Source organism: Streptomyces sp. NPDC002888, assembly GCF_042888465.1.
In the GTDB taxonomy this organism is placed as follows: domain Bacteria; phylum Actinomycetota; class Actinomycetes; order Streptomycetales; family Streptomycetaceae; genus Streptomyces.
In genome coordinates this window covers 285431-307160 of the sequence record NZ_JBIAPU010000008.1, presented here as the reverse complement: position 1 = coordinate 307160, position 21730 = coordinate 285431, and the positions used below count along the sequence as shown (strand labels likewise).

Below are 21730 nucleotides of genomic sequence, written 5' to 3'. Positions count from 1 at the left end.
GCGTCCCGGCGGCGGTGTCATTCCGAACGCGTCGCGGTCAGAGCTCCCATACTTGATCTGGATCGTCCAGTGCCGCCCGGATCTGTGAAAGGTCTCCGATGTCCGCGAGCGGCGAGCTCTTGGCGATGTCGACGATTCCACGCACGACGGTCTGCAGCACGTCGCCGTTGCCCTCGTCGAGTGCCCTGTCCAGCCGGGCGAACATCTCCTCATAGATATTGCGGCGTTCCGCGAATGCCTGTGCGAAGTAGTCCTTGAGGACGGCTTCAGCGGCCCGGATCCGAGCGACCTCCGTGGCTTCGTAGGCCTCTATCCGGGCTCTCTTGGTGCTCTCAACCTCGTGGATGTGGATGCACTCACGGGCGGCTTCAACAATCTGGTTCAGCGCAGCGAAGCCGTCCGTCGCCCAAACTGAACCCTTAGCCGCGTTGACGACCCTTCCTACATGCACCTTGGGTTGGTCAGGCATCTTGAGTCTCCTCAGTCAATGGTCTGTACCTAATGGTGAGGTTCGCGCTGCGCTCGTCCAACTTGCCTTCGGCGTCCACAATCGGAGTCGCCGCTACGTCACGGACCGCCATAACCAGTGTCATGGCCCGCTGGAAGCGCGCCGCGTGCCTCAGCGGATCGAACGGCTCAGACTCCAGGCGCTCCAGCGCCTCAAGCGCTCGGAAGGTGAGGTCCGTGAGAAGCTCGCGCAGCTCCGCGGCGCGGGCGTCGACGCCCTTCAAGTGAGCGTCCGTCTCGTCAAGCTCAGCGATTGCCACGGCGATCTCCGCCTCGAACTCCGTCGCCCGGGTCATCGCCTTCGCGCCTCGGCCCTTGACGACCAATCCACCGACGAGCAGCGCGGGACCGATGGTGACAAAGTTGAGCGCCGTAGCTCCCAGGGCCATCCCGCCGCCACCCGACACAAGTGACCCACCGCCGAGGAAGGCGAGGGTCGCACTCTCAGCCGCAGCGCCCGTCAACCCCGAGATCGCCGCCCCGGTGCTCGCAACTCCGAAGCTGCTCGCCGCCGCCGTGATCCCAGCGCCCGCGCCCGCGCCCGCCGCCGCGGATCCGAGAGCCCCGCTGATCCATGCCACGGCGTCGACATCGAGGCCGCGAAGCCCGGGCATCGTAGTCATGGTGACGTCGATGCCCTCCACCAGCAGCCGCTCGCTCTCACGCACCTGTCGCTCGTGGCGACGCAGGAAGTCACCCATGCGTACGACGACATCGACGAGCGCCTGCCTCTGCTGCTCCCCCAACGCATCGAGGACAGTGTTCGTCGCTGCCAGTGCCTCCTCGGCCTGGGCTAGGCGTCGCTCGTATTCCTGGCCCGCCTCCTTGAGCCGGTCCTTCGAACGCTTGAGGTCGTGGGCTCCTTTGCCGCCAAGGGCGACCCCGCTACCGCCGGTTGCCACACCGACACCAATAAGAATGATTGGTATGAAGAATGGCACGATCCCCCCTCTGATGCCCCATTACCCTGCGCCAACCAGCAGGTTCAACCGTCACATTGTGCTCTTGGTCAACGATGGCAGAAAGGCGCCCCAATGCGGGCCGCCTTTCTGCCAATCGATCTTTTACTGACCGATGGCATCGATGGTCACGGCGCTCGACAGCCCCAGACGGAAGCTCCTCTGTGCGCTGAATGCAGCCTCCGCGAAGCACCTGGTTCGTGTCAGATCTAGCGGGGAACACCGGGGAACAAGGTGCTGGCTCACTGAGGCCCAGTGCTTCTCCGTCCCAGTACAGCCCGGAAACCGCCCGCAAGGAGCCCAGGGTTCCCAAGCTGATGTCGCCAGTCGGTCTGCTGCTCGTCAACCCGCCTTCGCGGAACGGTTCAGGTCGCAGGTGCTGCCTGCCGAGCGGTCGCGGGAGATTCAGCCGTCGCGTCGTGCAGTTCTGCTCGCAGTCCTGCCGTGATCAGTTTCGCCAGCAGTTCGGCCGCTTCATGGCGAACGGTCCCGAGGTGCACCACACCGTCACCAACGACGTTCACATCAGCCACAAGGCCGGGGAAGTCGGAGTCCAGACCGAGCCGCACAAGCTGATCGGCCGAGGTGCCGGCGCTTCGTCGTGCTCGGTTCCAACCGCGGACGTAGGGCACGCCAGGTACCAAGTCCTCCTGACCGGTAAGGACACCAGCCGATAGACCGCGTTGGATCCCAGACGCAGCAGCTCTGCCCCGGTCGAGTCCAGTCCGGCCGCCTCGCACGCCTCGCGGAGGACGACTTCCATTCCCTCCGCTGTGCACTCCGTACCGCGTAATAGGGGCGCGTAATGATCTTCGTCTGGGGAGTCCTCTGACACCACTCTCCCGCCGGTCAGAGCCCCCAGGGCCCCTCGCTCTCACCTGGGCTCCGGAGCCGTGTGCGCAATCTATGCGCCAGCCTCGATGGATGACAGGGGGATGCGCAGGACACGGTGCAGTCGGGCGGAGGTCTCGATGTCGAGCCCCAGGCTCGCGTGACGCAAGGATGTGCTGTGCTGACTGATGAGGGCCAGGTCACGGAGCTGACGGTGCAACTCGGCGGTGAGAACCTCGTCAGGGTCGTCGGCATAGCTGTCCTCTGTGTTCAAGCGCTCGTCCACAGCCTCTACGGCACGGCTGCTCACCACCGAGGTCAGATCGTCTGTGCCGAACAAGTAGGCCACCGCGGCGTAGAGCACCGCGGCCGCCGCCGGCTCGTCAGCGTCTCCGGGACCATCCTGCCCATCGTTGTGGCAGTACTCGCTCAGCAGGTACTCGCCCATCCCGTGCTTGACCTCTCCGAATGCCGTTGAATTACCCAACGCGGCTTCCCACAACGCATTGAGCATCGGTCGAAGTCCGAGGGCGTACTCCGCCTGCTCATCGGCCGGCAGAGCCTCCTGGGCCCGCATCAGACGCTCCGCCACCCCGACTGCGAACACAAGGCGATCATCCGGGGGCGCACCGGCCAACCGGTCCACCAGCTCGGCTTCCAACTCCTGCCAGGTCGCCATCCGTGCTCACCCCAGTCATGACTCTGATCACCTGACGACGACACTAGCCGCACCGTCGCCACGAACATCGCGGTAGAGCAGGACGAACAACGGCGGACGCACACGTACGCCTGCGGACGGACACCCGAGACGGAACGCTCAATGGGGGGCATGGCCTGCCCCCCATCGTCAGAGGCGCATAGAGCCTCAGGAGCCGTCCCTACCTCGTCTCGCGGATAGCGACCCGGCGGTCAGGCCGTAGCCGCCGGCGGAGCCAACTGGCGGGCCAGCCAGGTCGGGACGCCTCCCAGGAGGCGGAACAACCGTCGGGCCTCCTCCCGCAGGCGTGACGCCTCCGGTTCCACCTCCGCGTCCGCCAGGGACGCCAGTGCCGGGGCCGTGCCGACCAGGTAGCCCAACTCCTCGCGGATGCGGAGGGATTCGGCGAAGCCGTGGCGGGCTTCCGTCAACTCGCCGTCGCGCAGGGCGAGTCCGGCGAGGTGGCGCCAGGTGAAGGAGAGGAGGAGGGCGTCGGAGTGGGCGGCGGCGCCCGTGTGGGCGCGGCGGTAGGCGGCGCGGGCCGCCTGCGGGGAGTCGGCCAGGTTCTCCGCGAGCAGGCCCCGACGGAAGTCCAGCAGCGCCCGCCCGGCCGCCCCCGGAGGGATCAGCGCGGCCGCCCGCCCGAGCGCGGCCCGCGCCTCGTCCGCCCGGTCGCGCACCCCGTGCAGCGTGGCGGCGTAGGCCAGTTGACCGCGCTCGCAGGCCGCGGCGCCGCGCTCCTCGTCGGTGTGGGCCTGCGCCTCCGCCGTACGCAGCGCGTCCTCGGCCTCCTCCCAGCCCTGCTCCGTGTACAGGCACCGTTCGACGAGCAGCGCGGTCCGCTGCACCGCGGCCGCCGCGGTGACCGGTTGGAGCAGAGCCGCCGCGTCGGCCCAGCAGGCCCGCGAGCGCAACCGCCATACCGCGGTCTGGAGGGGATCGTCACCAGCGGTCGTTCCGGTACCAGACATGGCGGGATGCGCCACATTGCCCTCCCCGAGCACGCCATCGAGCTTTGAGTGGTGGCCGCATCTCAGCACGGATCGACCGGCCCGGCCAAGAGGGTGGGTGAAGGATTTCACAAAGTCGTGGGACTCATCGGCGTCAAAGATTTCAGCTCATGCGCAGTGCCAGGAAGAAATCCAGCTTGTCCTCGAGCCGCGACAGGTCCCGACTCGTCAACTGCTCGATCCGCCCGACCCGGTAGCGCAGTGTGTTGACGTGCAGGTGGAGACGGGAGGCGCAGCGCGTCCAGGAGCCGTCGCAGTCCAGGAACGCCTCCAGGGTGGGGATCAGCTCGGCGCGGTGGCGGCGGTCGTACTCACGCAGCGGGTCGAGGAGCCGGGCGGTGAAGGCCCGGCGGACGTCGTCCGGGACGAACGGGAGCAGGAGCACGTGCGACGCCAGTTCCTGGTGGCCCGCCGCGCACACCCGCCCGGGGCGCGCCGCCGCGACCCGCCGCGCGTGTCGCGCCTCCTCCAGTGCCCCGCGCAGCCCCTCCGCGGAGTGCACGGCCGCACTGACGCCGAGCGTGAGCCGGCCGTCCTCGTCGAGCCCGGCCGACAGCGGGTCCGCTACGGCCTCCAGGAGCACGTCGGCGAGGACTCCGGCCTCGGAGCCGTCGTGCTCGGCCGACACGGCCGGCAGGGGGACGAGCGCGATCGCCTCGTCGCCCGTGTGGGCCACGGCGATGCGGTCGGAGGGCTCGGGTCCGGTGGCCTGCGGGTCGACGAGGATCTCCTCCAGGAGCGACTGGGCGACCGGGCCGCCCTCGATCTCCCCGTCGTTCCACTCCACGCGGGCCACGACCACCTGCCAGTGCGGGGCGGCCCCGAGGCCGGGCAGCAGGACGGGAGCGGCGACCCGCAGCCGCGCGGCGATCTCGGCGGGCGCGGCGCCCGTCTGCACCAGCTCCAGGACCTCCTGGGCGAGGCGTCGCCGCACCGTGCGCGCCGCGTCCCGCCGGTCCCGCTCGACGGCGATCAGCTGGGTGACGCCCTGGAGCAGGTCCAGGCGCTCCTCGGGCCAGTCCCCGGCGTCCGCCTCGACGGCCAGCAGCCAGTCCGACAGCACCGTCTCGCGCACGTCCCGGGCGGCCTGCGGGGAGCGGCCTCCCCCAGCTCCCGCTGGGCGGTGCCCCCAGCTGCGGATCGGGAAGAGGCTGTACGTCGTCGGGCCCAGCGTCAGCCGGTGCGGTCCGCGCCGGCCCGTGCGAGCGGTGGACAGGTGCTCGGCGGCGAGCCGCGCGCACACGTCGGCGGGCAGTTCGGGCCCCGCCTCCTTGGGGCCGGCGATGAGGCGGCCGGCGGGAGACAGGACCCAGGCGCGCAGGTCCAGGTCGGAGCCGAGCAGGTCCAGGACGACGTCTGGGCCGCCGCCCGCCGGGCCCGAGGTCATCATCCGCCGGTGCCGGTCCACGACGGCCGCGAGGTCCCCGGCGCGCTCGCCGGACACCTGCCGTACGACGTGTTCGGTGATCGTCGCGAAGGCCACCGACTCGTGCACCGCGAACAGCGGCAGCCGGTGCCGGGCGCATGCCACGACCAGGTCGTCGGGCACGTCCCCGAGCTCGGCCTCGCCGGCGGCCAGCGCGGCGACCCCGGCCTGCACCAGGAGTCGTACGAAAGGCTCGGAGTCCGCGGCGCCCCGGCGCCAGGCCAGGCCGGTCAGGACCAGCTCGCCGCCCGAGAGGTAGCGGCTGGGGTCCCTGAGGTCGGTGGTCATCACACCCCGCACGGTGCGATCCAGCTCGTCCTCGCCGCCGAGCAGCCGCAGGCCCAGCGCGTCGGTGTCCAGCAGTGCGCGCAGCCGCATTCTCGTCGCCGCCGTTCTGTGTCTCGAAATCTACGATGAAGCGTGAGGGCGCTGTTTCCGCGGGAAAACAGTGGGGTTACCGATGACCTCCGTTCATACGAATCTACAAGATGCCCACCCTGGCCAGCTAACTCCTTCATGGTTTCCGTGACTGACCCGGTCGGAGCACCACGCTGTGTACTGGCCTCACTCCACGTGAACAGCACTTGAACGAGCCGGGCCCGCCGCACCCGATCTGGCTCGATCCGTACGACCCACAAGACGAAGAAGAGAGCCGGTCATGGACTTCCTTCGCCCCGCCAGCTGGGAGGAGGCGCTCGCCGCCAAGGCAGCGCACCCCACCGCTGTGCCGATCGCGGGTGGCACCGATGTGATGGTCGAGATCAACTTCGACCACCGGCGGCCCGAGTACCTCCTCGACCTGAACCGCGTCGGCGACCTCTACGAGTGGGAGGTCGGCGAGGACAGTGTGCGGCTCGGGGCCTCCGTGCCCTACACGCAGATCATGGAGCACCTGCGCGCCGAGCTGCCGGGCCTGGCGATCGCCTCCCACACGGTCGCCTCCCCGCAGATCCGCAACCGCGGCGGCGTCGGCGGCAACCTCGGTACCGCCTCCCCGGCCGGCGACGCCCACCCCGCCCTCCTCGCGGCCGGCGCCGAGGTCGAGGCCGAGTCCGTACGGGGCTCGCGGCGCATCCCGATCGACGCGTTCTACACCGGCGTGAAGCGCAACGCGCTGGCGCCCGACGAGCTGATCCGCGCCGTCCACATCAAGAAGGCCGACGGCCCGCAGCAGTTCTCGAAGGTGGGTACCCGCAACGCCATGGTCATCGCCGTCTGCGCCTTCGGCCTCGCCCTGCACCCGCGGACCCGCACGGTCCGCACCGGCATCGGCTCCGCCGCCCCGACCCCCGTTCGGGCGAAGACCGCCGAGGAGTTCCTGAACGCGGCGCTCGACGAGGGCGGCTTCTGGGACAACGGAAAGATCATCACCCCGTCGGTCGCCAAGCAGTTCGCGGACCTGTGCTCGGCCGCCTGCAACCCGATCGACGACGTCCGGGGCACCGCGAGCTACCGCCGCCACGCGGTCGGCGTCATGGCCCGCCGCACGCTGACCTGGACCTGGGAGTCGTACCGCGGCGCCCGCCACGCCACGGAGGGAGCTGCGTGATGCGCGTCAACTTCACTGTCAACGGACGCCCCCAGGAAGCCGACGACGTCTGGGAGGGCGAGTCCCTGCTGTACGTGCTCAGGGAGCGCCTGGGCCTTCCCGGTTCGAAGAACGCCTGTGAGCAGGGCGAGTGCGGGTCGTGCACCGTGCGGCTCGACGGTGTGCCCGTGTGTTCCTGCCTGGTGGCGGCGGGTCAGGTGGAGGGCCGGGAGGTCGTCACCGTGGAGGGCCTGGCCGAGTACGCCGAGCAGCGGGCCCGCGGCACGTCACCCGACGCGGCGGAGCCGTCCGACTCCCGGACCGGCGGGGGCACCGCGCTCTCCCCCGTCCAGCAGGCGTTCATCGACGCCGGCGCCGTCCAGTGCGGCTTCTGCACGCCGGGTCTGCTCGTCGCCGCCGACGAGATGCTGGAGCGCAACCCGAACCCGACCGACGCGGACATCCGCGAGGCCCTCTCGGGGAACCTGTGCCGCTGCACCGGCTACGAGAAGATCATGGACGCGGTCCGCCTTGCGGCCGCCCGGCAGGGAGAGGCGGTCTGACGATGCCGACGAACGGCGCTCCCACGAAGATCACCCAGGGCACTGGTACCAGGGGCGGCATCGGCGAGTCCACGCTCCGCCCGGACGGCACCCTCAAGGTCACCGGCGAGTTCGCGTACTCCTCCGACATGTGGCACGAGGACATGCTCTGGGGCCAGATCCTGCGCTCCACGGTCGCCCACGCCGAGATCGTCTCCATCGACACGGGCGAGGCCCTCGCCACGCCCGGCGTGTACGCCGTCCTGACGTACGACGATCTGCCGACCGAGGTGAGGAACTACGGCCTGGAGATCCAGGACACCCCCGTCCTCGCCCATGGCAAGGTCCGTCACCACGGTGAGCCGGTCGCGGTCGTCGCCGCCGACCATCCGGAGACCGCGCGCCGCGCCGCCGCCAAGATCAGGGTCGAGTACCGCGAGCTGCCGGTCATCACCGACGAGGCCTCCGCGACCGCCCCGGACGCGATCCTCGTCCACGAGAACCGCACCGACCACCACGTCGGCCACGTCTCCCACCCGAACATCGTGCACCGCCAGCCGATCATCCGCGGCGACGTCGCCGCGGCCCGGGAGCGCGCGGACGTGATCGTCGAGGGCGAGTACACCTTCGGCATGCAGGACCAGGCCTTCCTCGGCCCCGAGTCCGGCCTCGCCGTGCCGGAGGAGGACGGCGGCGTCCACCTCTACATCGCCACCCAGTGGCTCCACAGCGACCTGCGGCAGATCGCCCCGGTGCTCGGCCTCCCGCCGGAGAAGGTGCGGATGACGCTGGCCGGCGTCGGCGGCGCGTTCGGCGGCCGCGAGGACCTGTCGATGCAGATCCACGCCTGCCTGCTGGCCCTGCGCACCGGCAAGCCCGTGAAGATCGTCTACAACCGCTTCGAGTCCTTCTTCGGCCACGTCCACCGCCACCCCGCGAAGCTGTACTACGAGCACGGGGCGACGAGGGACGGCAAGCTCACCCACGTGAAGTGCCGGATCGTCCTGGACGGCGGCGCGTACGCCTCCGCCAGCCCGGCCGTGGTCGGCAACGCCTCCTCGCTCGGCGTCGGCCCGTACGTCGTCGACGACGTCGAGATCGAGGCCATCGCTCTCTACACCAACAACCCGCCCTGCGGCGCCATGCGCGGCTTCGGCGCGGTCCAGGCGTGCTTCGCGTACGAGGCGCAGATGGACAAGGTGGCGAAGGAACTCGGCATGGGCCCGGTGGAGTTCCGGCGGCTCAACGCCATGGAACAGGGCACCCTTCTGCCGACCGGGCAGCCGGTCGACTCCCCGGCGCCGGTCGCCGAACTCCTGCGCCGTGTCAAGGCGATGCCGATGCCGCCGGAGCGTCAGTGGGAGAGCAGCGAGGGCGCGGACGTACGGCAGCTGCCCGGCGGTCTGTCCAACACCACGCACGGCGAAGGCGTCGTACGCGGGGTGGGCTACGCGGTCGGCATCAAGAACGTGGGCTTCTCCGAGGGCTTCGACGACTACTCCACCGCGCGCGTGCGGATGGAGGTCGTCGGCGGGGAGGCTGTGGCCACGGTGCACACGGCCATGGCGGAGGTCGGTCAGGGCGGCGTCACCGTGCACGCGCAGATCGCCCGCACCGAGCTGGGCGTCGGCCAGGTGACGATCCACCCGGCCAACACGCAGGTGGGGTCGGCGGGTTCGACCTCGGCCTCCCGCCAGACGTACGTCACCGGCGGTGCCGTGAAGAACGCCTGTGAGATCGTCCGCGAGAAGGTCCTGGAGATCGGGCGCCGCAGGTTCGGCTCCTACCACCCGGCCTGGGCCACCGCCGAGCTGCTCCTGGAGGGCGGCAAGGTCGTCACCGACGGCGGCGAGGTGCTCGCCGACCTGGTGGACGTCCTCGGTGAGGAGGCCGTGGAGGTCGAGGAGGAGTGGCGGCACCGGCCGACCGAGCCCTTCGACCTGCGCACCGGCCAGGGCAACGGCCATGTCCAGTACTCCTTCGCCGCGCACCGCGCCGTCGTCGAGGTGGACACCGAGCTCGGCCTGGTGAAGGTCATCGAGCTGGCCTGCGCCCAGGACGTCGGCAAGGCGCTCAACCCGCTGTCCGTGCTCGGCCAGATCCAGGGCGGTACGACCCAGGGGCTGGGTGTGGCGGTCATGGAGGAGATCGTCGTCGACCCGAAGACCGCGAAGGTGAAGAACCCGTCCTTCACGGACTACCTCATCCCCACCATCCTCGACACGCCGACCATCCCTGTCGACGTCCTCGAACTCGCCGACGACCACGCCCCCTACGGTCTTCGCGGCATCGGCGAGGCCCCGACGCTGTCCTCGACTCCAGCCGTCCTCGCGGCGATCCGCAACGCGACGGGCCTGGAGCTGAACAGAACGCCGGTACGCCCGGAACACCTCACCGGTACGGCGTAGCACCTCAACCCGGATCGTTCGTCTCGGGCCGTCCCCCGGGTCGTGCACATCCCAACCCCCTGTGAAACTTGGGAGACGGCACCATGACCCAGCAGTCACTGCAGCCCAGGAGCACACCGGAGGACGCGGGCGAAGGCACCCGCGTCCCGGCCGGCCGGTCCTGGCTCGACCGCTACTTCCACATATCCCGGCGAGGGTCCACGGTCGCACGCGAAGTGCGCGGCGGCGTCACCACCTTCATGGCGATGGCGTACATCCTCCTGCTCAATCCCCTGATCCTGTCCGGCCAGGACGCCGCGGGAGACACCCTCGGCCGGCAGGCCCTGATCACCGCGACCGCCTTCGCCGCCGCGCTCACGACGCTGCTGATGGGCTTCCTCGGCAAGGTCCCGCTCGCCCTCGCCGCCGGCCTGTCCGTCTCGGGCGTGCTGTCCTCGCAGGTCGCCCCGCAGATGACCTGGCCGCAGGCGATGGGCATGTGCGTGATCTACGGCGTTGTCATCATGCTGCTCGTCGTCACCGGCCTGCGCGAGATGATCATGAACGCGATCCCGCTCGCGCTCAAGCACGCCATCACCATGGGCATCGGCCTGTTCATCGCCCTGATCGGCTTCTACAAGGCCGGCTTCGTGCACCAGGGCAAGGCGACCCCGGTCACCCTCGGCCCGGCCGGTGAACTCGCCGGCTGGCCGGTGCTGTTGTTCGCGGCGACGCTGGTGGCGATCTTCATGCTGCAGGCCCGCGGCGTCCCCGGCGCGATCCTGATCGGCATCGTCGGCGGCACCGTACTGGCGGTCGTTCTCAACGCACTTGACGTCATCGACCCGAAGCAGTGGGCGAGCGGAGCCCCCGAACTGCACGGCAGCGCGGTGTCGATGCCGGACTTCTCGCTCTTCGGCCACGTCGAGTTCGGCGGCTGGGGCGAGGTCGGCGCGATGACGGTCGGCATGATCGTGTTCACGCTCGTGCTCGCCGGGTTCTTCGACGCGATGGCCACCATCATCGGCGTCGGCACCGAGGCCGAACTGGCCGACGAGCAGGGCCGGATGCCGGGCCTGTCCAAGGCGCTGTTCATCGACGGCGCGGGCGGCGCGATCGGCGGCGTCTCCGGCGCCTCGGGCCAGACGGTGTTCGTGGAGTCGGCGACGGGCGTCGGCGAGGGAGCCCGTACGGGCCTCTCCTCCGTCGTCACCGGGCTCTTCTTCGCGGCCTGTCTGTTCTTCACCCCGCTGACGGCGATCGTGCCGGGCGAGGTGGCCGCCGCGGCGCTGGTGGTGATCGGCGCGATGATGATGATGAACGCGCGGCACGTGGACTGGGCCGACCGGGCCACCGCGATCCCCGTCTTCCTGACGGTCGTGATCATGCCGTTCACGTACTCGATCACGGCGGGCGTCGCGGCGGGTGTCGTCTCGTACGTCGCGATCAAGGCCGCCCAGGGCAGGGCGAGGGAGATCGGGGCGTTCATGTGGGCCCTGACAGGCATCTTCCTGGTCTATTTCGCCCTCAGTCCCATTGAGGGCTGGCTGGGCGTGCACTAGCCACCCGCCGAACCGCCTTCCACGCAACCGCTGTCAAGGAGACCGAGAGATGCTGGACATCGCCGAAGAACTGCACCGGTGGGTCGAGCAGGGCCGTGACTTCGCCGTCGCCACCGTGGTGGCCGTCGGCGGCAGCGCGCCCCGCAGGCCCGGCGCCGCCCTCGCGGTGGACGCGGACGGCACGGCGATCGGCTCGGTCTCCGGCGGTTGCGTGGAGGGCGCGGTCTACGACCTGTGCCAGCAGGCCCTGGCGGACGGGAAGTCGGTCCTGGAGCGGTTCGGCTACAGCGACGACGACGCCTTCGCCGTCGGCCTGACCTGCGGCGGCGTCATCGACATCCTGGTCACCCCGGTCCGGGCCTGCGACCCGGTCCGCCCGGTGGTCGTCGCCGCGCTGTCCGCCGCCGCGCGCGGTGGGACGGCGGCGGTGGCGCGGATCGTGACGGGCCCGGCGGAACTCACCGGGCGGGCGTTGCTGGTCTGCTCCGACGGCTCCTACGACGGCGGCTTCGGCGCCCACCCCGAACTGGACCGCACGGTCGCCGCCGAGGCGGGCGCCTTCCTGGACGCCGGCCGCACCGGCACCCTGGAGATCGGCGAGCAGGGTTCGCGGTGCGGAGCCCCGCTCACGGTGCTGGTCGAGTCCTCCGTCCCGCCGCCCCGGATGATCGTCTTCGGCGCGATCGACTTCGCGTCGGCGCTCGTCCGCATCGGCAAGTTCCTCGACTACCGCGTGACGGTGTGCGACGCCCGCCCGGTGTTCGCGACGAAGGCCCGCTTCCCGGAGGCCGACGAGATCGTCGTCGAGTGGCCGCACACATATCTGGAGCGCACGCAGGTGGACGCCCGCACGGTCCTGTGCGTCCTCACCCACGACGCCAAGTTCGACGTCCCCCTGCTGAAGATCGCGCTGCGCCTGCCGGTGGCGTACGTCGGCGCCATGGGCTCCCGCCGCACCCACCTCGACCGCAACGCCAGGCTGCGCGAAGTCGGCGTCACCGAGCTGGAGTTGGCCCGCCTGCGATCGCCCATCGGCCTCGACCTCGGCGCCCGCACCCCGCAGGAGACGGCCCTGTCGATCGCGTCGGAGATCGTCGCCAACCGGCGTGGCGGCAGCGGTGTTTCCCTCACCGGCGCACACACCCCGATCCACCACGACACGGAGACCGGGCCGGTGGGGCGGATCGGGTCGGTGGCCTGAGCGGCGCCCCGAGACGACTCCGTCACCGCGCCCCGGCGAAGTGCTCCCCCATCAGCCCCCGCACCACGTCCAACTCCCCGGCGCCCAAGGCCTCCAGCAGGGCCATGTGCTCCGCCGCGTCCGCCACCAGGTCGGCGCGCCCCCGTGTCACCGGCCCGCCCACCAGGGGCCACTGGGCCCGCCGGTGCAGGTCCTCCGCGATGCGCACCAACTGCTCGTTGCCCGAAAGGGCCAGCACCGCACAGTGGAAGGCCCGGTCGGACTCCGCGTACGTGGCCCGGCAGCCGGAGGAGGCCGCGCGGATGGTGGCCTCGGCGAGCGGGCGCAGTTCGGCCCAGCGCTCCCCCGGCACCGTGCGCGCCAGCCGCAGCATCACCGGCACCTCGATCAGCGCGCGTACCTCCGCCAGCTCCGCCAGCTCCCGCATCCCGCGCTCGACCACCCGGAAGCCCCGATTGGGGACGACCTCGACGGCGCCTTCCAGCGCGAGCTGCTGCATCGCCTCGCGCACGGGCGTCGCGGAGACCCCGAAGCGTTCGCCCAGCACCGGTGCCGAGTACACCTCGCCGGGCTTGAGGTCCCCGCCGACCAGCGCGGAGCGCAGCGCGTCGAGGATCTGGCCGCGCACGGAGGAGCGCTGCACGACAGGGGGACGAGGGCGCGGCAGGGGCGGCTCGCTGTGCGTGTGCTCGCCCCGGACGGCGCCACCCACGTCCCGGCGCCCGCCCCCGGCGTCCGCGGCGGTGGCCTGCGCGGGCACCCGCGCCGCCCACACCTCGCCCGTCCCTGATCCCCCCACACCGGCGGAGCCCTGCGCACCCTGCTTCACGGGCCCTCCTCCGGGGTTGTCAGCACTTGGGGTCATTACGGGCGGTTGTTACTCACCCGTCAAGCACCTTAGGCGTATCGAGCGCCAGTTCAAATCTCGAACATCCCGGGTAAGGTAAGCCTTGCCTTCTGTCAGCCATGACGTCACCCTCTGAATTCGGTGGTCCCGTATGCCTGTGCCCGCTTCGGCCCTCACGGACGCGTACGCACGCCTCACCAGGGCGTATCCAGGACTGACCGTCACCGAGCCGGGCCCGCGCGATCCGGACCCGCGCGGCGGCGGCTGGGTCGACGCCGCCGAGCTCGCGCGGGGCGGGGCCGCCCTGGAAGCGTTCCTGGCCTGGGACGATGCCCAGGTCCTGCGGGACTACGGGCAGAAGGCCCGCCCGGACGTCGTCGCCAGTTTTGGACTGCACCGGTACGCCTGGCCGGCCTGCCTGCTGATCACCGTCCCGTGGTTCACACTCCGCCGGGTCCCCCGCTTCCCCGTGACGCATGTCTCGTACGACCGGAGCACCCCGGGAGAGATGCGCCTGGCCGTACGGGCCACCACCTTCGCCTGCCTGCCGGACGATCCGGCGGCCGCGCTGCCCGGCGCCCGGGTGGTCCCGGACGAGGAGGCGCTGCGGGCGGAGGTGCGGGCGGCGGTGGCCGAGCACCTGGAACCGGTCCTCGCCGGGTTCGGGCCCCGGATGCGGCGGCGCGGCCGGGCGCTGTGGGGCATGGCCACCGACGAGGTCGTGGAGGGGCTCTGGTACGTCGCCCACCTCCTCGGCGAGGAGGCGCGGGCCCAGCGCGAGCTGGAGCTGCTGCTGCCGGGCGCGACCAAGCCCTACGTCGGCTCGGCGTCCTTCCGCGAGCTGACCGGGCCGGACGGCGAGTCGCTGCCCACCCGGGACCGGGCGAGCTGCTGCATGTTCTACACGGTGCGCCCGAAGGACACCTGCGCCACCTGCCCCCGCACCTGCGACGCGGAGAGGGTCACCAGGCTGCTGGCCGCCGCCAGTTGAGGACCCCTCAGGCAGGATCACCCGGACGGCCCCGTAGGATCACCCGCGAGTGGGACACCCCGCGGGTTACGGGCGATTCACAACTTCCTCACTTGTCACGGGAACTTTCCGTGGAACCACCCGTGCGGGTAGTCTTATTCGAACGCAACTCCCGCACCTCAAGCGGCAGTTCGAGCAGAACGTCGCCCTGGGCATTCCCTTGCACTTCCTTGGCGGCCTCTTGCCCCGAAAACCCCTGAGGGCCGACGGGATTGGGCCACTATGGCGGGCGTTATGCCCTATCCCAATGCAAGGGACCCCAGATGAGACTGACCGACATATCGCTGAACTGGCTGCTTCCCGGCGCCGTACTGTTCCTGGGCATGCTGGCGGCGGTAGCGGTGCTCGCGCGCGGAAAGCGCACCTCGGGGAAGGACACGAGCGCGGACGACTCGTGGGAGCGCAGCGAGGAGCGCCGCAGGCGCAAGGAGGCCATCTACGCCACCGCCTCCTACGTCCTCCTCTTCTGCTGTGCCGCCGTCGCCGCCGCACTCTCCTTCCACGGCCTGGTCGGCTTCGGCGAGCAGAACCTCGGCCTCACCGGTGGCTGGCAGTACCTGGTCCCGTTCGGCCTGGACGGCGCGGCGATGTTCTGCTCCGTACTCGCCGTGCGCGAGGCCAGCCACGGTGACGCGGCGCTCGGCTCCCGGATACTGGTGTGGACGTTCGCGTTCGCCGCCGCCTGGTTCAACTGGGTGCACGCGCCCCGCGGCGCGAGCCACGCCGGTGCCCCGCACTTCTTCGCCGGCATGTCGCTCTCCGCGGCCGTGCTCTTCGACCGGGCACTGAAGCAGACCCGCCGGGCCGCCCTGCGCGAGCAGGGCCTGGTGCCCAGGCCGCTGCCGCAGATCCGCATCGTCCGCTGGCTGCGGGCCCCGCGTGAGACGTACGGCGCCTGGTCGCTGATGCTCCTGGAAGGTGTCCGCAGCCTCGACGAGGCGGTCGAGGAGGTCCGCGAGGACAAGCGCCAGAAGGAGGAGACCCGGCAGCGTCGGCGCGGCCAGCAGCGGGTCGAGCGGGCGCAGCTCAAGGCCATCAGCCGGGGCCACCGCGGCTTCGCCGGCCGCGGCACCGGACGCCAGGTCGAGGCCGCCGCCCTGGAGCGCGCCTCCACTTCGGTCTCCGCGGAGCCTGCCATATCCGGCGCGGAGGAGCTGCCCGTACGCGCCAGGCCCTCGTTGGAGCCCGTCCGCCACGGCTCTGACGCGCTCACCGTCGACCTCACCGCGGAGGACGACACCATGGCCCTGCCGCGGCTCGACTCCCTCGAGCGCAAGCTCAAGGACCTGGAGCAGCAGTTCGGCTGACCGAGCGAACGAGCACAACGGGAAGGGGCGTGACCCGCGGGGTCACGCCCCTTCCCGTTGCCGTCCGTCTTGTTGGTCGTCGAACTCGTTCACGCCGCCTCGGCGTCCAGGTCGAACCACACCGCCTTGCCCACGCCGTGCGCCCGTACGCCCCACGCGTCGGCGAGGGACTGCACCAGGACCAGGCCCCTCCCGTGGGTGCGTTCGTCGGCGATCGGTACGCACAACCGGGGTCTGCGCCCCACGAAGTCCCGTACCTCCACATGGAGGCCACGGGGCCCGACGGTCGCCGTCAGGACAGCGTCGTGGTCGGTGTGGACGAGCGCGTTGGTGACGAGCTCGCTGGTGAGCAGTTCCGCGATGTCGGACCGTCCGGGCTTCCCCCACTGCCGCAGCAGCTCGCGCAGTGCCCGGCGTGCCTCGGGCACCTCCCGCAGGTCCGCCCGCCCGAGTCTGCGCCTGAGTTGAGGCGGCTGCGCCTGGTCCCCGGCGCCCTCGGTCTCGTCCTCCGCCGTCTCCGTCTTCGCCGAGGTGTTCGCGATCGCCATGGAACCGCTGCCCCGTGCCTGCCTCTTCATGACCCCCGCCCGCGTGCCGATGTCGGTTCCCCTCCTGCTCGAACACGTTCACGGGGATCCTTGCCCGATGGGCACGCGGCCAGTCATGTCCAAGCGTTAACGACCGGGTGTTCGGCCATACCGGCGACGTCCCCCGCATGTCCGGCAGGTGTCCGGATCGGTCCCGGGTCGGGTGGAAGACCTCCTGACACCGCTTTCCGAGCCGCCGAGAAGTAAGCGGTGCATGCCTGCGAGACCGAAGGAGTCCGGCTGGCGGACTCCTTCGGCTGCACCGCCGACTTCCCGCGGCCGGCGAAGTTGGCCGGAATCCGTAGGTCCCTCACCCAGGAACTCAGCTGGAGCGAGTCCGACGGTGTGGCTGCGGCGGGTGTGGGTGCGGGTGTGGTTTACGAGGAGCCCTCGATGCCCTTGGTGCCGATGTGGATGATCCGGTGACTGCGGCTCATGTCGACGACCAGCTTGGTCGTGGAGCCGTCGCCCCAGGTCAGCGTGATGCCGGCCTCGGTGTAGTTCGCGGTGCCGTTGTCGGTGACCTTCCACTGGACCGGCACGTTCTGGGCGTGCAGGACGCCGTCGACGCCGTTCTTCGCCTCCCAGGCCGTCAGCTTCTTCAGGTAGGCGGCGTTGACGTAGTACTTCCGCAGTTCCTCCGCCAGCCTGCCGCCGTGGTCCGGGTCGCTCTTGGCGTCGATGTAGGCGCCGTAGAAGTCGGCGATGCGGGTGACCGAGTCGGACGGCTTGCCGCTCACCGAGCGGGGTGCGCCGGCGGACGCCTGGGCCGAAAGACCGACGCCGAGGGCCAGGGCGAGACCGGCGGCCAGGGCGGCGCGGCGCGTGGCGTTCTTGCTGTACATGTGTGGTGTTCCTCGTTTCTGATTCTGAGTCTGCTTGTTTCGGCTTCGGCTTCGGCTTCTGCCTCTGCCTCTGCTTCGGCTTCTGCTTCTGTTGCTGCTTCTGCTGCTGCTTCCGCTGCTGCTTCTGCCGCTGCTGCTTCTGCCGCTGCTGCTTCTGCCGTGGGCAGTGGTCGGGCGAGGAGCCGCCGCCCTCCCGACCCCCGTGGCGGGAGGGCGGCGGCCCGGCTTTCGTGTGCCGTCGGTCAGTGGAGCTTGTTGACGGCTGTGGTGGTGGTCTTCTTGAACGCCTTCACCGGAGCGTCGGCGAAGTCGCCCATCTGGCCCCAGTCCACGACCGTCACGGTCGTGCCGTCCCGCCCGACCGAGAGGAGGCGGATGTCGGTCGCGCCCCAGGAGGTCTCGGTGTGCAGGCCGTAGACGTGGGCGCCCTCCTCGACGGGCAGCGTGCCGTAGTCCTTGAGCGTGACCTCGATCTCCGGGTCGGCCTCCTCGATCCACGCCGGGCAGGAATTGATGTCCTGGTTCAGCCGCGAGAAGCGGCCCTTCGCCGCGCTGACGCTCGACAGTTCGACGCTGACCTGGCGGGCGGTCGTGTCCAGGTCGGTGCGGAAGTCGCGGTACCAGGTGTCCTGGCCGCCGCCGAGCGCCATGCTCAGGCAGGTGTCCACTTCCACTTCCTCCGGTACGCCGGTGGTGACCGGGCCAGCCGTCCAGGACGAGGTGGAGTGCGGCGGGAGGTCCTTGGCCGAGAGGAATCCGGGCGCCTGTGTGGCGGCCCCCGCCGGTGCGGCGAGCGCGGTGCCGAGGACGAGGCCTGCGGCAGCGAGTGCGGTGAGCACGCCTGCTCGGGTGCGCTTGGGCATGGTTGTCCCCCGTGAGTGCGATGAGTGCGGTGAGTGCGTGGGTGTGGATGGTCGCCGCGACGCCGGTGTGGTCGGTCCGGCCCTGGTCGGTGCGACACCAGAAGCATCAGCGGTCACGGTGGCCGGGTGCAACGGTTCTCGCCCGATCTGCCGCCCTGGAACCATCCCATCCCTTCTGACGTGCAGGTATAGGAGAGCCTGGGATGCCGTCCCGGGTCGGAGGGACGCGAGGGAACGGTGTCGAGCGTGAGCGGTGACGACGTCGCGGAGTTCGCGGCGCTGCTGACGGAACTGAAGGCGCGCACGGACCGCAGCTACGGTTCCCTCGCACGCCGGCTCAACATGAACACCTCCACGCTGCACCGGTACTGCGCCGGAGAGGCGGTACCCCAGGACTTCGCCCCCGTGGAGCGACTGGCCGTCTTCTGCGGGGCGTCGGCGGAGGAACGCCTGGAACTCCACCGCCGCTGGCTGCTGGCGGTGGCGGCACGACAGCGGCCTCGGGTCGGGGGCGCGCCGGAGGCGCCTGCGGAGACGTCGGCGGAGACGTCGGCGGAGGACGCGTTACGGCCCGCCGGGGATGACCTTGAGGGTCCGGTCGCGTCGCCGGCACCCACCAACCCGACGGCCGGCCCCGCCACGAACAGCAACAACCCCCTCGCAAGCGGCCCTCGGCCCGCCCCGGCCCCCCGCCCGTGGTACCGCCGTCGGCGGGTCGCCGTCAGCGCGGCCGTCGCCTGTGCGCTGCTCGCCACCTTGGGCAGCCTGTCCGCCCTGCCGTCCGACCGTCCCTCCGCGTCCGACACCTTGCGGTCCCCGGGCGCGTCCAGCGCACAGCCCACCCCCACGGCCTCGCAGCACCACCACTCGGCCACACCGAGCCCGTCCCCCTCCCCCGCCGCCTCCGCCTCCGCCTCCACGAGCACCACCCCCACACCCGGCACCCGGCACAAGCCCTCCGCCTCACTCACCCCGAGCACGGGCCCCACCAAGAGTGCGAAGGCGCCGACGGCCGTGCCGCTCGCGTGGACCGCCGACTCCCAGGTGTGGCAGCTCGGTTGCGGCCACGACTACGTCATCGACAAGTCACCCGCCCAGGTCCCTCCGCCTCCCGCCGCGCAGGACGCCGGTACCTGGGCGGCGACGCAGGGCGCGGTGCACGGTCGGGATACGAACGTGAAGATCTCGGTGCAGGGGCGCAGTTCCACGGCCGTCGTCCTGGAGGCGCTCCGGGTCCGGGTCGTCGGGCGTGCGCAGCCCGCCCCCGGCAACTCCTACGCCATGGACCAGGGTTGCGGCGGCTCGATCAGCCCCCGCTACTTCGCGGTGGACCTGGACGCCGACCGCCCCGTCGCCCGCTCGATGGCCGGCAGCGACGAGGGCACGCCGATCCCGGCGGTGGAGCTGCCGTACCGCGTCTCCGCCGAGGATCCCGAGGTGCTGCTGGTCACCGCCCGGACGGAAGGCTGCGACTGCAGTTGGTACCTGGAGCTCGACTGGTCCTCCCAGGGCCGCACCGGCACGGTCCGCATCGACGACCACGGCCGCCCGTTCCGCACGAGCGGCATCGAGGGCCTGCCCCGGTACGTGTACGACACCTCGGAACGCCACTGGCGCCCCTACAGCTAGTGCCCCGGCAGGCAACGTTTGCCCGTCAAGGAGCGGCGTCGTGGGGGTCCCTCCCGCTCGAGCGAAGCCGAGAGTGGGGGAGCGTGCTCTCGGCGTGCCGGCCGGAAGCCCTCGTACTGGATGTACTTGGGTTTTCGGCCGGTGCGGCGAGAGGGCGTGCCGGGCGTCGCGACGGGGCGAACGTTGCCTGTCGGGGCACTAGGGAAGAACTCACGCTCCACGCATTCCCGGGGAACGCCGTCAGGCCTCCCAAACGGCCGCGGCCGTACGGTCGTCCGCGTACCCCTTGACCCTGACCCCCGCGTCGGCGAGGAACGTGGCGAGTCCCGGTGCGGTGGGCCCCGACCACCGTCGGGTGAGGTACGCCGACAGCTCCGGCTCGCCGCGCAGCGGGTCGGCCAGGCCGGCGGTGCACATCAGCAGGGTGTCGCCCGGGTGGGCGACGGAGGCGCGGAAGCGGAAGGGGTCCCGCGGCGGTCCGGGGTCCTCCTCGTAGGGGCCGGCGGGTGTGGTGATGCCCAGGTCCATGGTGAGCCGGTCGCCCTCGGGTGTCTCGGAGGGCAGTGAGCCGAAGCCGACCACGGGCTCGCCGGTGGCGTCGGTGACCCCGGGCTCCATGTCCTGCCATTCGGCGTCCCGGAGGCGGAACAGTCCGCCCGTTCCGACGCCGAAGAAGACGCGCGTACGGCACTCGGGGTCGGCGGGCAGCAGGAGGCAGCGCAGGGTGGCCGCGTACTCGTCCGGTTCGACGCCCTGTTCGACGGCGCTGGCGCGGAGCTTGCCGAGGCTGCGGTCGGTGAGGCGGTGCAGTCCCGATTTCAGGTCGCCGCGCCGGCCGGCCCGGATGTCCTCGGCGAGCCGTATGTGGCTGCGGCCCACGGCCCGCCCGATCCACTGGCAGGCCTCGGCGGCCGCCCGGTGCGCGCCGGCGGTGGCGCGGGCACCGGTGGCCATCGCGACCAGGAGCAGCGCGTGTTCGCCGCTGCCGAACCGGGCGGTGAGGAGCGAGTCACGACGCAGCTCACCCCGGTACCGGGCGGAGTCCCCGCGCACGGAGACGGCTCGCAGCGTGCAGGCGCCGTAGCGGGCACCGTCGAGGACGGTGTCCGGGACCAGGTCGTCCAGGTCGTCGGGGTCGGCGGGCGGCAGCGCGGTGGGCTCTGCGTCGTAGGTGGGCGGACCGGAGCCGACGTAGTCCTTGGAGACCGGGACCGGGACGGGGAGGTCGAGCGCGGTGGCGGTGCGGGCGTCCGGCGAGGTGGGTGGGGGGCCGTCCGGGTCGGCGGCTCCTGGAGGGAACGCGGGGGGCGCCGGGGTCGGGGAGGCGGGGGCTGGGGCCGGGTCCGCGGCGACGGGGGGTGGCCCCTTGGACGTACGACCACTGGTCGGGGCAGAGTCGGGGGCGCGCGGGGCGGCTGTGGGGCCGGGCGCCCCCGTCGGCGTATGGCCGGCGGGCCGGGGCGGAGTGGGCTCGTGGGGTGGTCGCTCGTCGAAGCCCGGGGGGAGGGGGCCGGGTGGGAAGGTCGCGGGGCCCGTGGGCGGGTCGGGCGGGGGCTCCCAGGGGGCGCGTCGGCGCGGGGGTGTGCCGGCGCTCGGAGCGGGGCCGGTCTCGGCGGTGGTCCGGGATCGTGGCGCGGGGACCCGGGGTTCCGCGGGCGGCGGTGGCGGCGGTTGCGCAGGCCGTGGCGGAGTGTCCGGGGCGGGCCGGCCGTCCGGCGGAACCGTGTCGTCCGCGCCCCGCCCCTCGACGGCCAGCGTCCCCGCCGCGGAGGCGAACCGGTCGTCCAGCGAGTCGGCCCCGACCGTGGGGCCCGTGTCCTCGGTGGAGTCGTCGTACAACAGCCCCCACCAGTCGTCCTCGTGACCGGTGGGCCTTCCCCCCTGCTGACTCATGCCCCCAATTGTCCACCGCACGGCCCGGATGGAAACGGGGCATCGGGAAAATCCGGCGCGGCTCGACACATCGAACGGT

Annotated in this window: 19 protein-coding genes; 8 read left to right on the top strand and 11 right to left on the bottom strand. The window is 71.3% G+C overall.

All coding sequences use genetic code 11. The annotated features are described in order from the left end of the window. Positions 1-37: 37 nt before the first annotated feature. The 6 genes from ACFYWX_RS16195 to ACFYWX_RS16170 form a co-directional block, all read right to left on the bottom strand. Positions 38-469 (bottom strand): hypothetical protein, encoded by a 432-nt coding sequence (locus ACFYWX_RS16195; RefSeq protein WP_389424643.1) that lies wholly within the window; start codon positions 467-469, stop codon positions 38-40. Then, entirely contained in the window at positions 462-1448 is a 987-nt protein-coding gene (locus tag ACFYWX_RS16190) for a hypothetical protein (RefSeq protein ID WP_389424642.1), read from the bottom strand. The genes ACFYWX_RS16195 and ACFYWX_RS16190 overlap by 8 nt, the downstream gene beginning before the upstream one ends. Before the next feature lie 383 nt (positions 1449-1831). Further along, positions 1832-2098 (bottom strand): hypothetical protein, encoded by a 267-nt coding sequence (locus tag ACFYWX_RS16185; protein ID WP_389424641.1) that lies wholly within the window; start codon positions 2096-2098, stop codon positions 1832-1834. 272 nt (positions 2099-2370) lie between these two features. Beyond that, positions 2371-2976 (bottom strand): hypothetical protein, encoded by a 606-nt coding sequence (locus tag ACFYWX_RS16180; protein ID WP_389424640.1) that lies wholly within the window; start codon positions 2974-2976, stop codon positions 2371-2373. A 230-nt stretch (positions 2977-3206) separates the two neighbouring features. Further along, complete coding sequence (locus ACFYWX_RS16175) at positions 3207-3980, bottom strand: hypothetical protein (protein ID WP_389424639.1); 774 nt, start codon at positions 3978-3980, stop codon at positions 3207-3209. 127 nt (positions 3981-4107) lie between these two features. Beyond that, positions 4108-5808 (bottom strand): PucR family transcriptional regulator, encoded by a 1701-nt coding sequence (locus ACFYWX_RS16170; RefSeq protein ID WP_389424638.1) that lies wholly within the window; start codon positions 5806-5808, stop codon positions 4108-4110. 280 nt (positions 5809-6088) lie between these two features. Between ACFYWX_RS16170 and ACFYWX_RS16165 the strand changes: the two genes are divergently transcribed. From ACFYWX_RS16165 to ACFYWX_RS16145, 5 genes are all read left to right on the top strand, one after another. Next, positions 6089-6979, top strand: a complete 891-nt coding sequence (locus tag ACFYWX_RS16165) for an FAD binding domain-containing protein (RefSeq protein WP_389424637.1) — start codon at positions 6089-6091, stop codon at positions 6977-6979. Then, positions 6979-7521 carry a (2Fe-2S)-binding protein gene (locus ACFYWX_RS16160; RefSeq protein ID WP_389424636.1) on the top strand — a complete coding sequence of 181 codons (543 nt, stop codon included), beginning with the start codon at positions 6979-6981 and terminating at the stop codon, positions 7519-7521. Before ACFYWX_RS16165 ends, ACFYWX_RS16160 begins: the two co-directional genes overlap by 1 nt. 2 nt (positions 7522-7523) lie before the next feature. Then, positions 7524-9908: a xanthine dehydrogenase family protein molybdopterin-binding subunit gene (locus tag ACFYWX_RS16155; protein WP_389424635.1), complete on the top strand. Its 2385-nt coding sequence runs from the start codon at positions 7524-7526 to the stop codon at positions 9906-9908. Between the two features lie 83 nt (positions 9909-9991). Continuing rightward, entirely contained in the window at positions 9992-11449 is a 1458-nt protein-coding gene (locus ACFYWX_RS16150; protein ID WP_389424634.1) for an NCS2 family permease, read from the top strand. A 49-nt stretch (positions 11450-11498) separates the two neighbouring features. Then, positions 11499-12650 carry an XdhC family protein gene (locus tag ACFYWX_RS16145; RefSeq protein WP_389424633.1) on the top strand — a complete coding sequence of 384 codons (1152 nt, stop codon included), beginning with the start codon at positions 11499-11501 and terminating at the stop codon, positions 12648-12650. Positions 12651-12672: 22 nt separating this feature from the next. On the opposite strand, the gene ACFYWX_RS16140 is transcribed toward ACFYWX_RS16145, so the two are convergent. Then, on the bottom strand, positions 12673-13479 hold the full coding sequence (locus ACFYWX_RS16140; protein WP_389424632.1) for a GntR family transcriptional regulator: 807 nt from the start codon (positions 13477-13479) through the stop codon (positions 12673-12675). Between the two features lie 169 nt (positions 13480-13648). Here ACFYWX_RS16140 and ACFYWX_RS16135 point away from each other — a divergent pair, with 169 nt between their 5' ends. Both ACFYWX_RS16135 and ACFYWX_RS16130 read left to right on the top strand, forming a co-directional pair. Continuing rightward, positions 13649-14488 (top strand): (2Fe-2S)-binding protein, encoded by an 840-nt coding sequence (locus ACFYWX_RS16135; protein ID WP_389424631.1) that lies wholly within the window; start codon positions 13649-13651, stop codon positions 14486-14488. A 302-nt stretch (positions 14489-14790) separates the two neighbouring features. Beyond that, the gene (locus ACFYWX_RS16130) at positions 14791-15834 is read left to right on the top strand and encodes a DUF2637 domain-containing protein (RefSeq protein WP_389424630.1); all 1044 of its coding nucleotides are present in this window, start codon (positions 14791-14793) and stop codon (positions 15832-15834) included. A gap of 89 nt (positions 15835-15923) precedes the next feature. Here ACFYWX_RS16130 and ACFYWX_RS16125 read toward each other — a convergent pair whose 3' ends face one another. The 3 genes from ACFYWX_RS16125 to ACFYWX_RS16115 form a co-directional block, all read right to left on the bottom strand. Continuing rightward, complete coding sequence (locus tag ACFYWX_RS16125; RefSeq protein WP_389424629.1) at positions 15924-16382, bottom strand: ATP-binding protein; 459 nt, start codon at positions 16380-16382, stop codon at positions 15924-15926. A gap of 416 nt (positions 16383-16798) precedes the next feature. Further along, positions 16799-17266: a hypothetical protein gene (locus ACFYWX_RS16120; protein WP_389424628.1), complete on the bottom strand. Its 468-nt coding sequence runs from the start codon at positions 17264-17266 to the stop codon at positions 16799-16801. Between the two features lie 242 nt (positions 17267-17508). Continuing rightward, a complete protein-coding gene (locus ACFYWX_RS16115) occupies positions 17509-18129 on the bottom strand; it encodes a hypothetical protein (RefSeq protein WP_389424627.1) in 621 nt (206 codons plus the stop codon). Positions 18130-18375: 246 nt separating this feature from the next. On the opposite strand from ACFYWX_RS16115, the gene ACFYWX_RS16110 reads away from it, so the two are divergent. Further along, entirely contained in the window at positions 18376-19758 is a 1383-nt protein-coding gene (locus ACFYWX_RS16110; protein WP_389424626.1) for a helix-turn-helix domain-containing protein, read from the top strand. 240 nt (positions 19759-19998) lie between these two features. Here the strand turns inward: ACFYWX_RS16110 and ACFYWX_RS16105 are convergent, their stop codons facing one another. Continuing rightward, on the bottom strand, positions 19999-21651 hold the full coding sequence (locus ACFYWX_RS16105; protein WP_389424625.1) for a protein phosphatase 2C domain-containing protein: 1653 nt from the start codon (positions 21649-21651) through the stop codon (positions 19999-20001). Positions 21652-21730 lie beyond the last annotated feature (79 nt).

What these genes read in the sequence shown, in the direction of transcription:
- ACFYWX_RS16105 (WP_389424625.1), bottom strand. Translation starts at nt 21,651, where the DNA reads ATGAGTCAGCAGGGGGGAAGGCCCACCGGTCACGAGGACGACTGGTGG.
- ACFYWX_RS16135 (WP_389424631.1), top strand. Translation starts at nt 13,649, where the DNA reads ATGCCTGTGCCCGCTTCGGCCCTCACGGACGCGTACGCACGCCTCACC.
- ACFYWX_RS16115 (WP_389424627.1), bottom strand. Translation starts at nt 18,129, where the DNA reads ATGCCCAAGCGCACCCGAGCAGGCGTGCTCACCGCACTCGCTGCCGCA.
- ACFYWX_RS16145 (WP_389424633.1), top strand. Translation starts at nt 11,499, where the DNA reads ATGCTGGACATCGCCGAAGAACTGCACCGGTGGGTCGAGCAGGGCCGT.
- ACFYWX_RS16195 (WP_389424643.1), bottom strand. Translation starts at nt 469, where the DNA reads ATGCCTGACCAACCCAAGGTGCATGTAGGAAGGGTCGTCAACGCGGCT.
- ACFYWX_RS16165 (WP_389424637.1), top strand. Translation starts at nt 6,089, where the DNA reads ATGGACTTCCTTCGCCCCGCCAGCTGGGAGGAGGCGCTCGCCGCCAAG.
- ACFYWX_RS16155 (WP_389424635.1), top strand. Translation starts at nt 7,524, where the DNA reads ATGCCGACGAACGGCGCTCCCACGAAGATCACCCAGGGCACTGGTACC.
- ACFYWX_RS16170 (WP_389424638.1), bottom strand. Translation starts at nt 5,808, where the DNA reads ATGCGGCTGCGCGCACTGCTGGACACCGACGCGCTGGGCCTGCGGCTG.
- ACFYWX_RS16150 (WP_389424634.1), top strand. Translation starts at nt 9,992, where the DNA reads ATGACCCAGCAGTCACTGCAGCCCAGGAGCACACCGGAGGACGCGGGC.
- ACFYWX_RS16125 (WP_389424629.1), bottom strand. Translation starts at nt 16,382, where the DNA reads ATGGCGATCGCGAACACCTCGGCGAAGACGGAGACGGCGGAGGACGAG.
- ACFYWX_RS16120 (WP_389424628.1), bottom strand. Translation starts at nt 17,266, where the DNA reads ATGTACAGCAAGAACGCCACGCGCCGCGCCGCCCTGGCCGCCGGTCTC.
- ACFYWX_RS16160 (WP_389424636.1), top strand. Translation starts at nt 6,979, where the DNA reads ATGCGCGTCAACTTCACTGTCAACGGACGCCCCCAGGAAGCCGACGAC.
- ACFYWX_RS16130 (WP_389424630.1), top strand. Translation starts at nt 14,791, where the DNA reads ATGAGACTGACCGACATATCGCTGAACTGGCTGCTTCCCGGCGCCGTA.
- ACFYWX_RS16180 (WP_389424640.1), bottom strand. Translation starts at nt 2,976, where the DNA reads ATGGCGACCTGGCAGGAGTTGGAAGCCGAGCTGGTGGACCGGTTGGCC.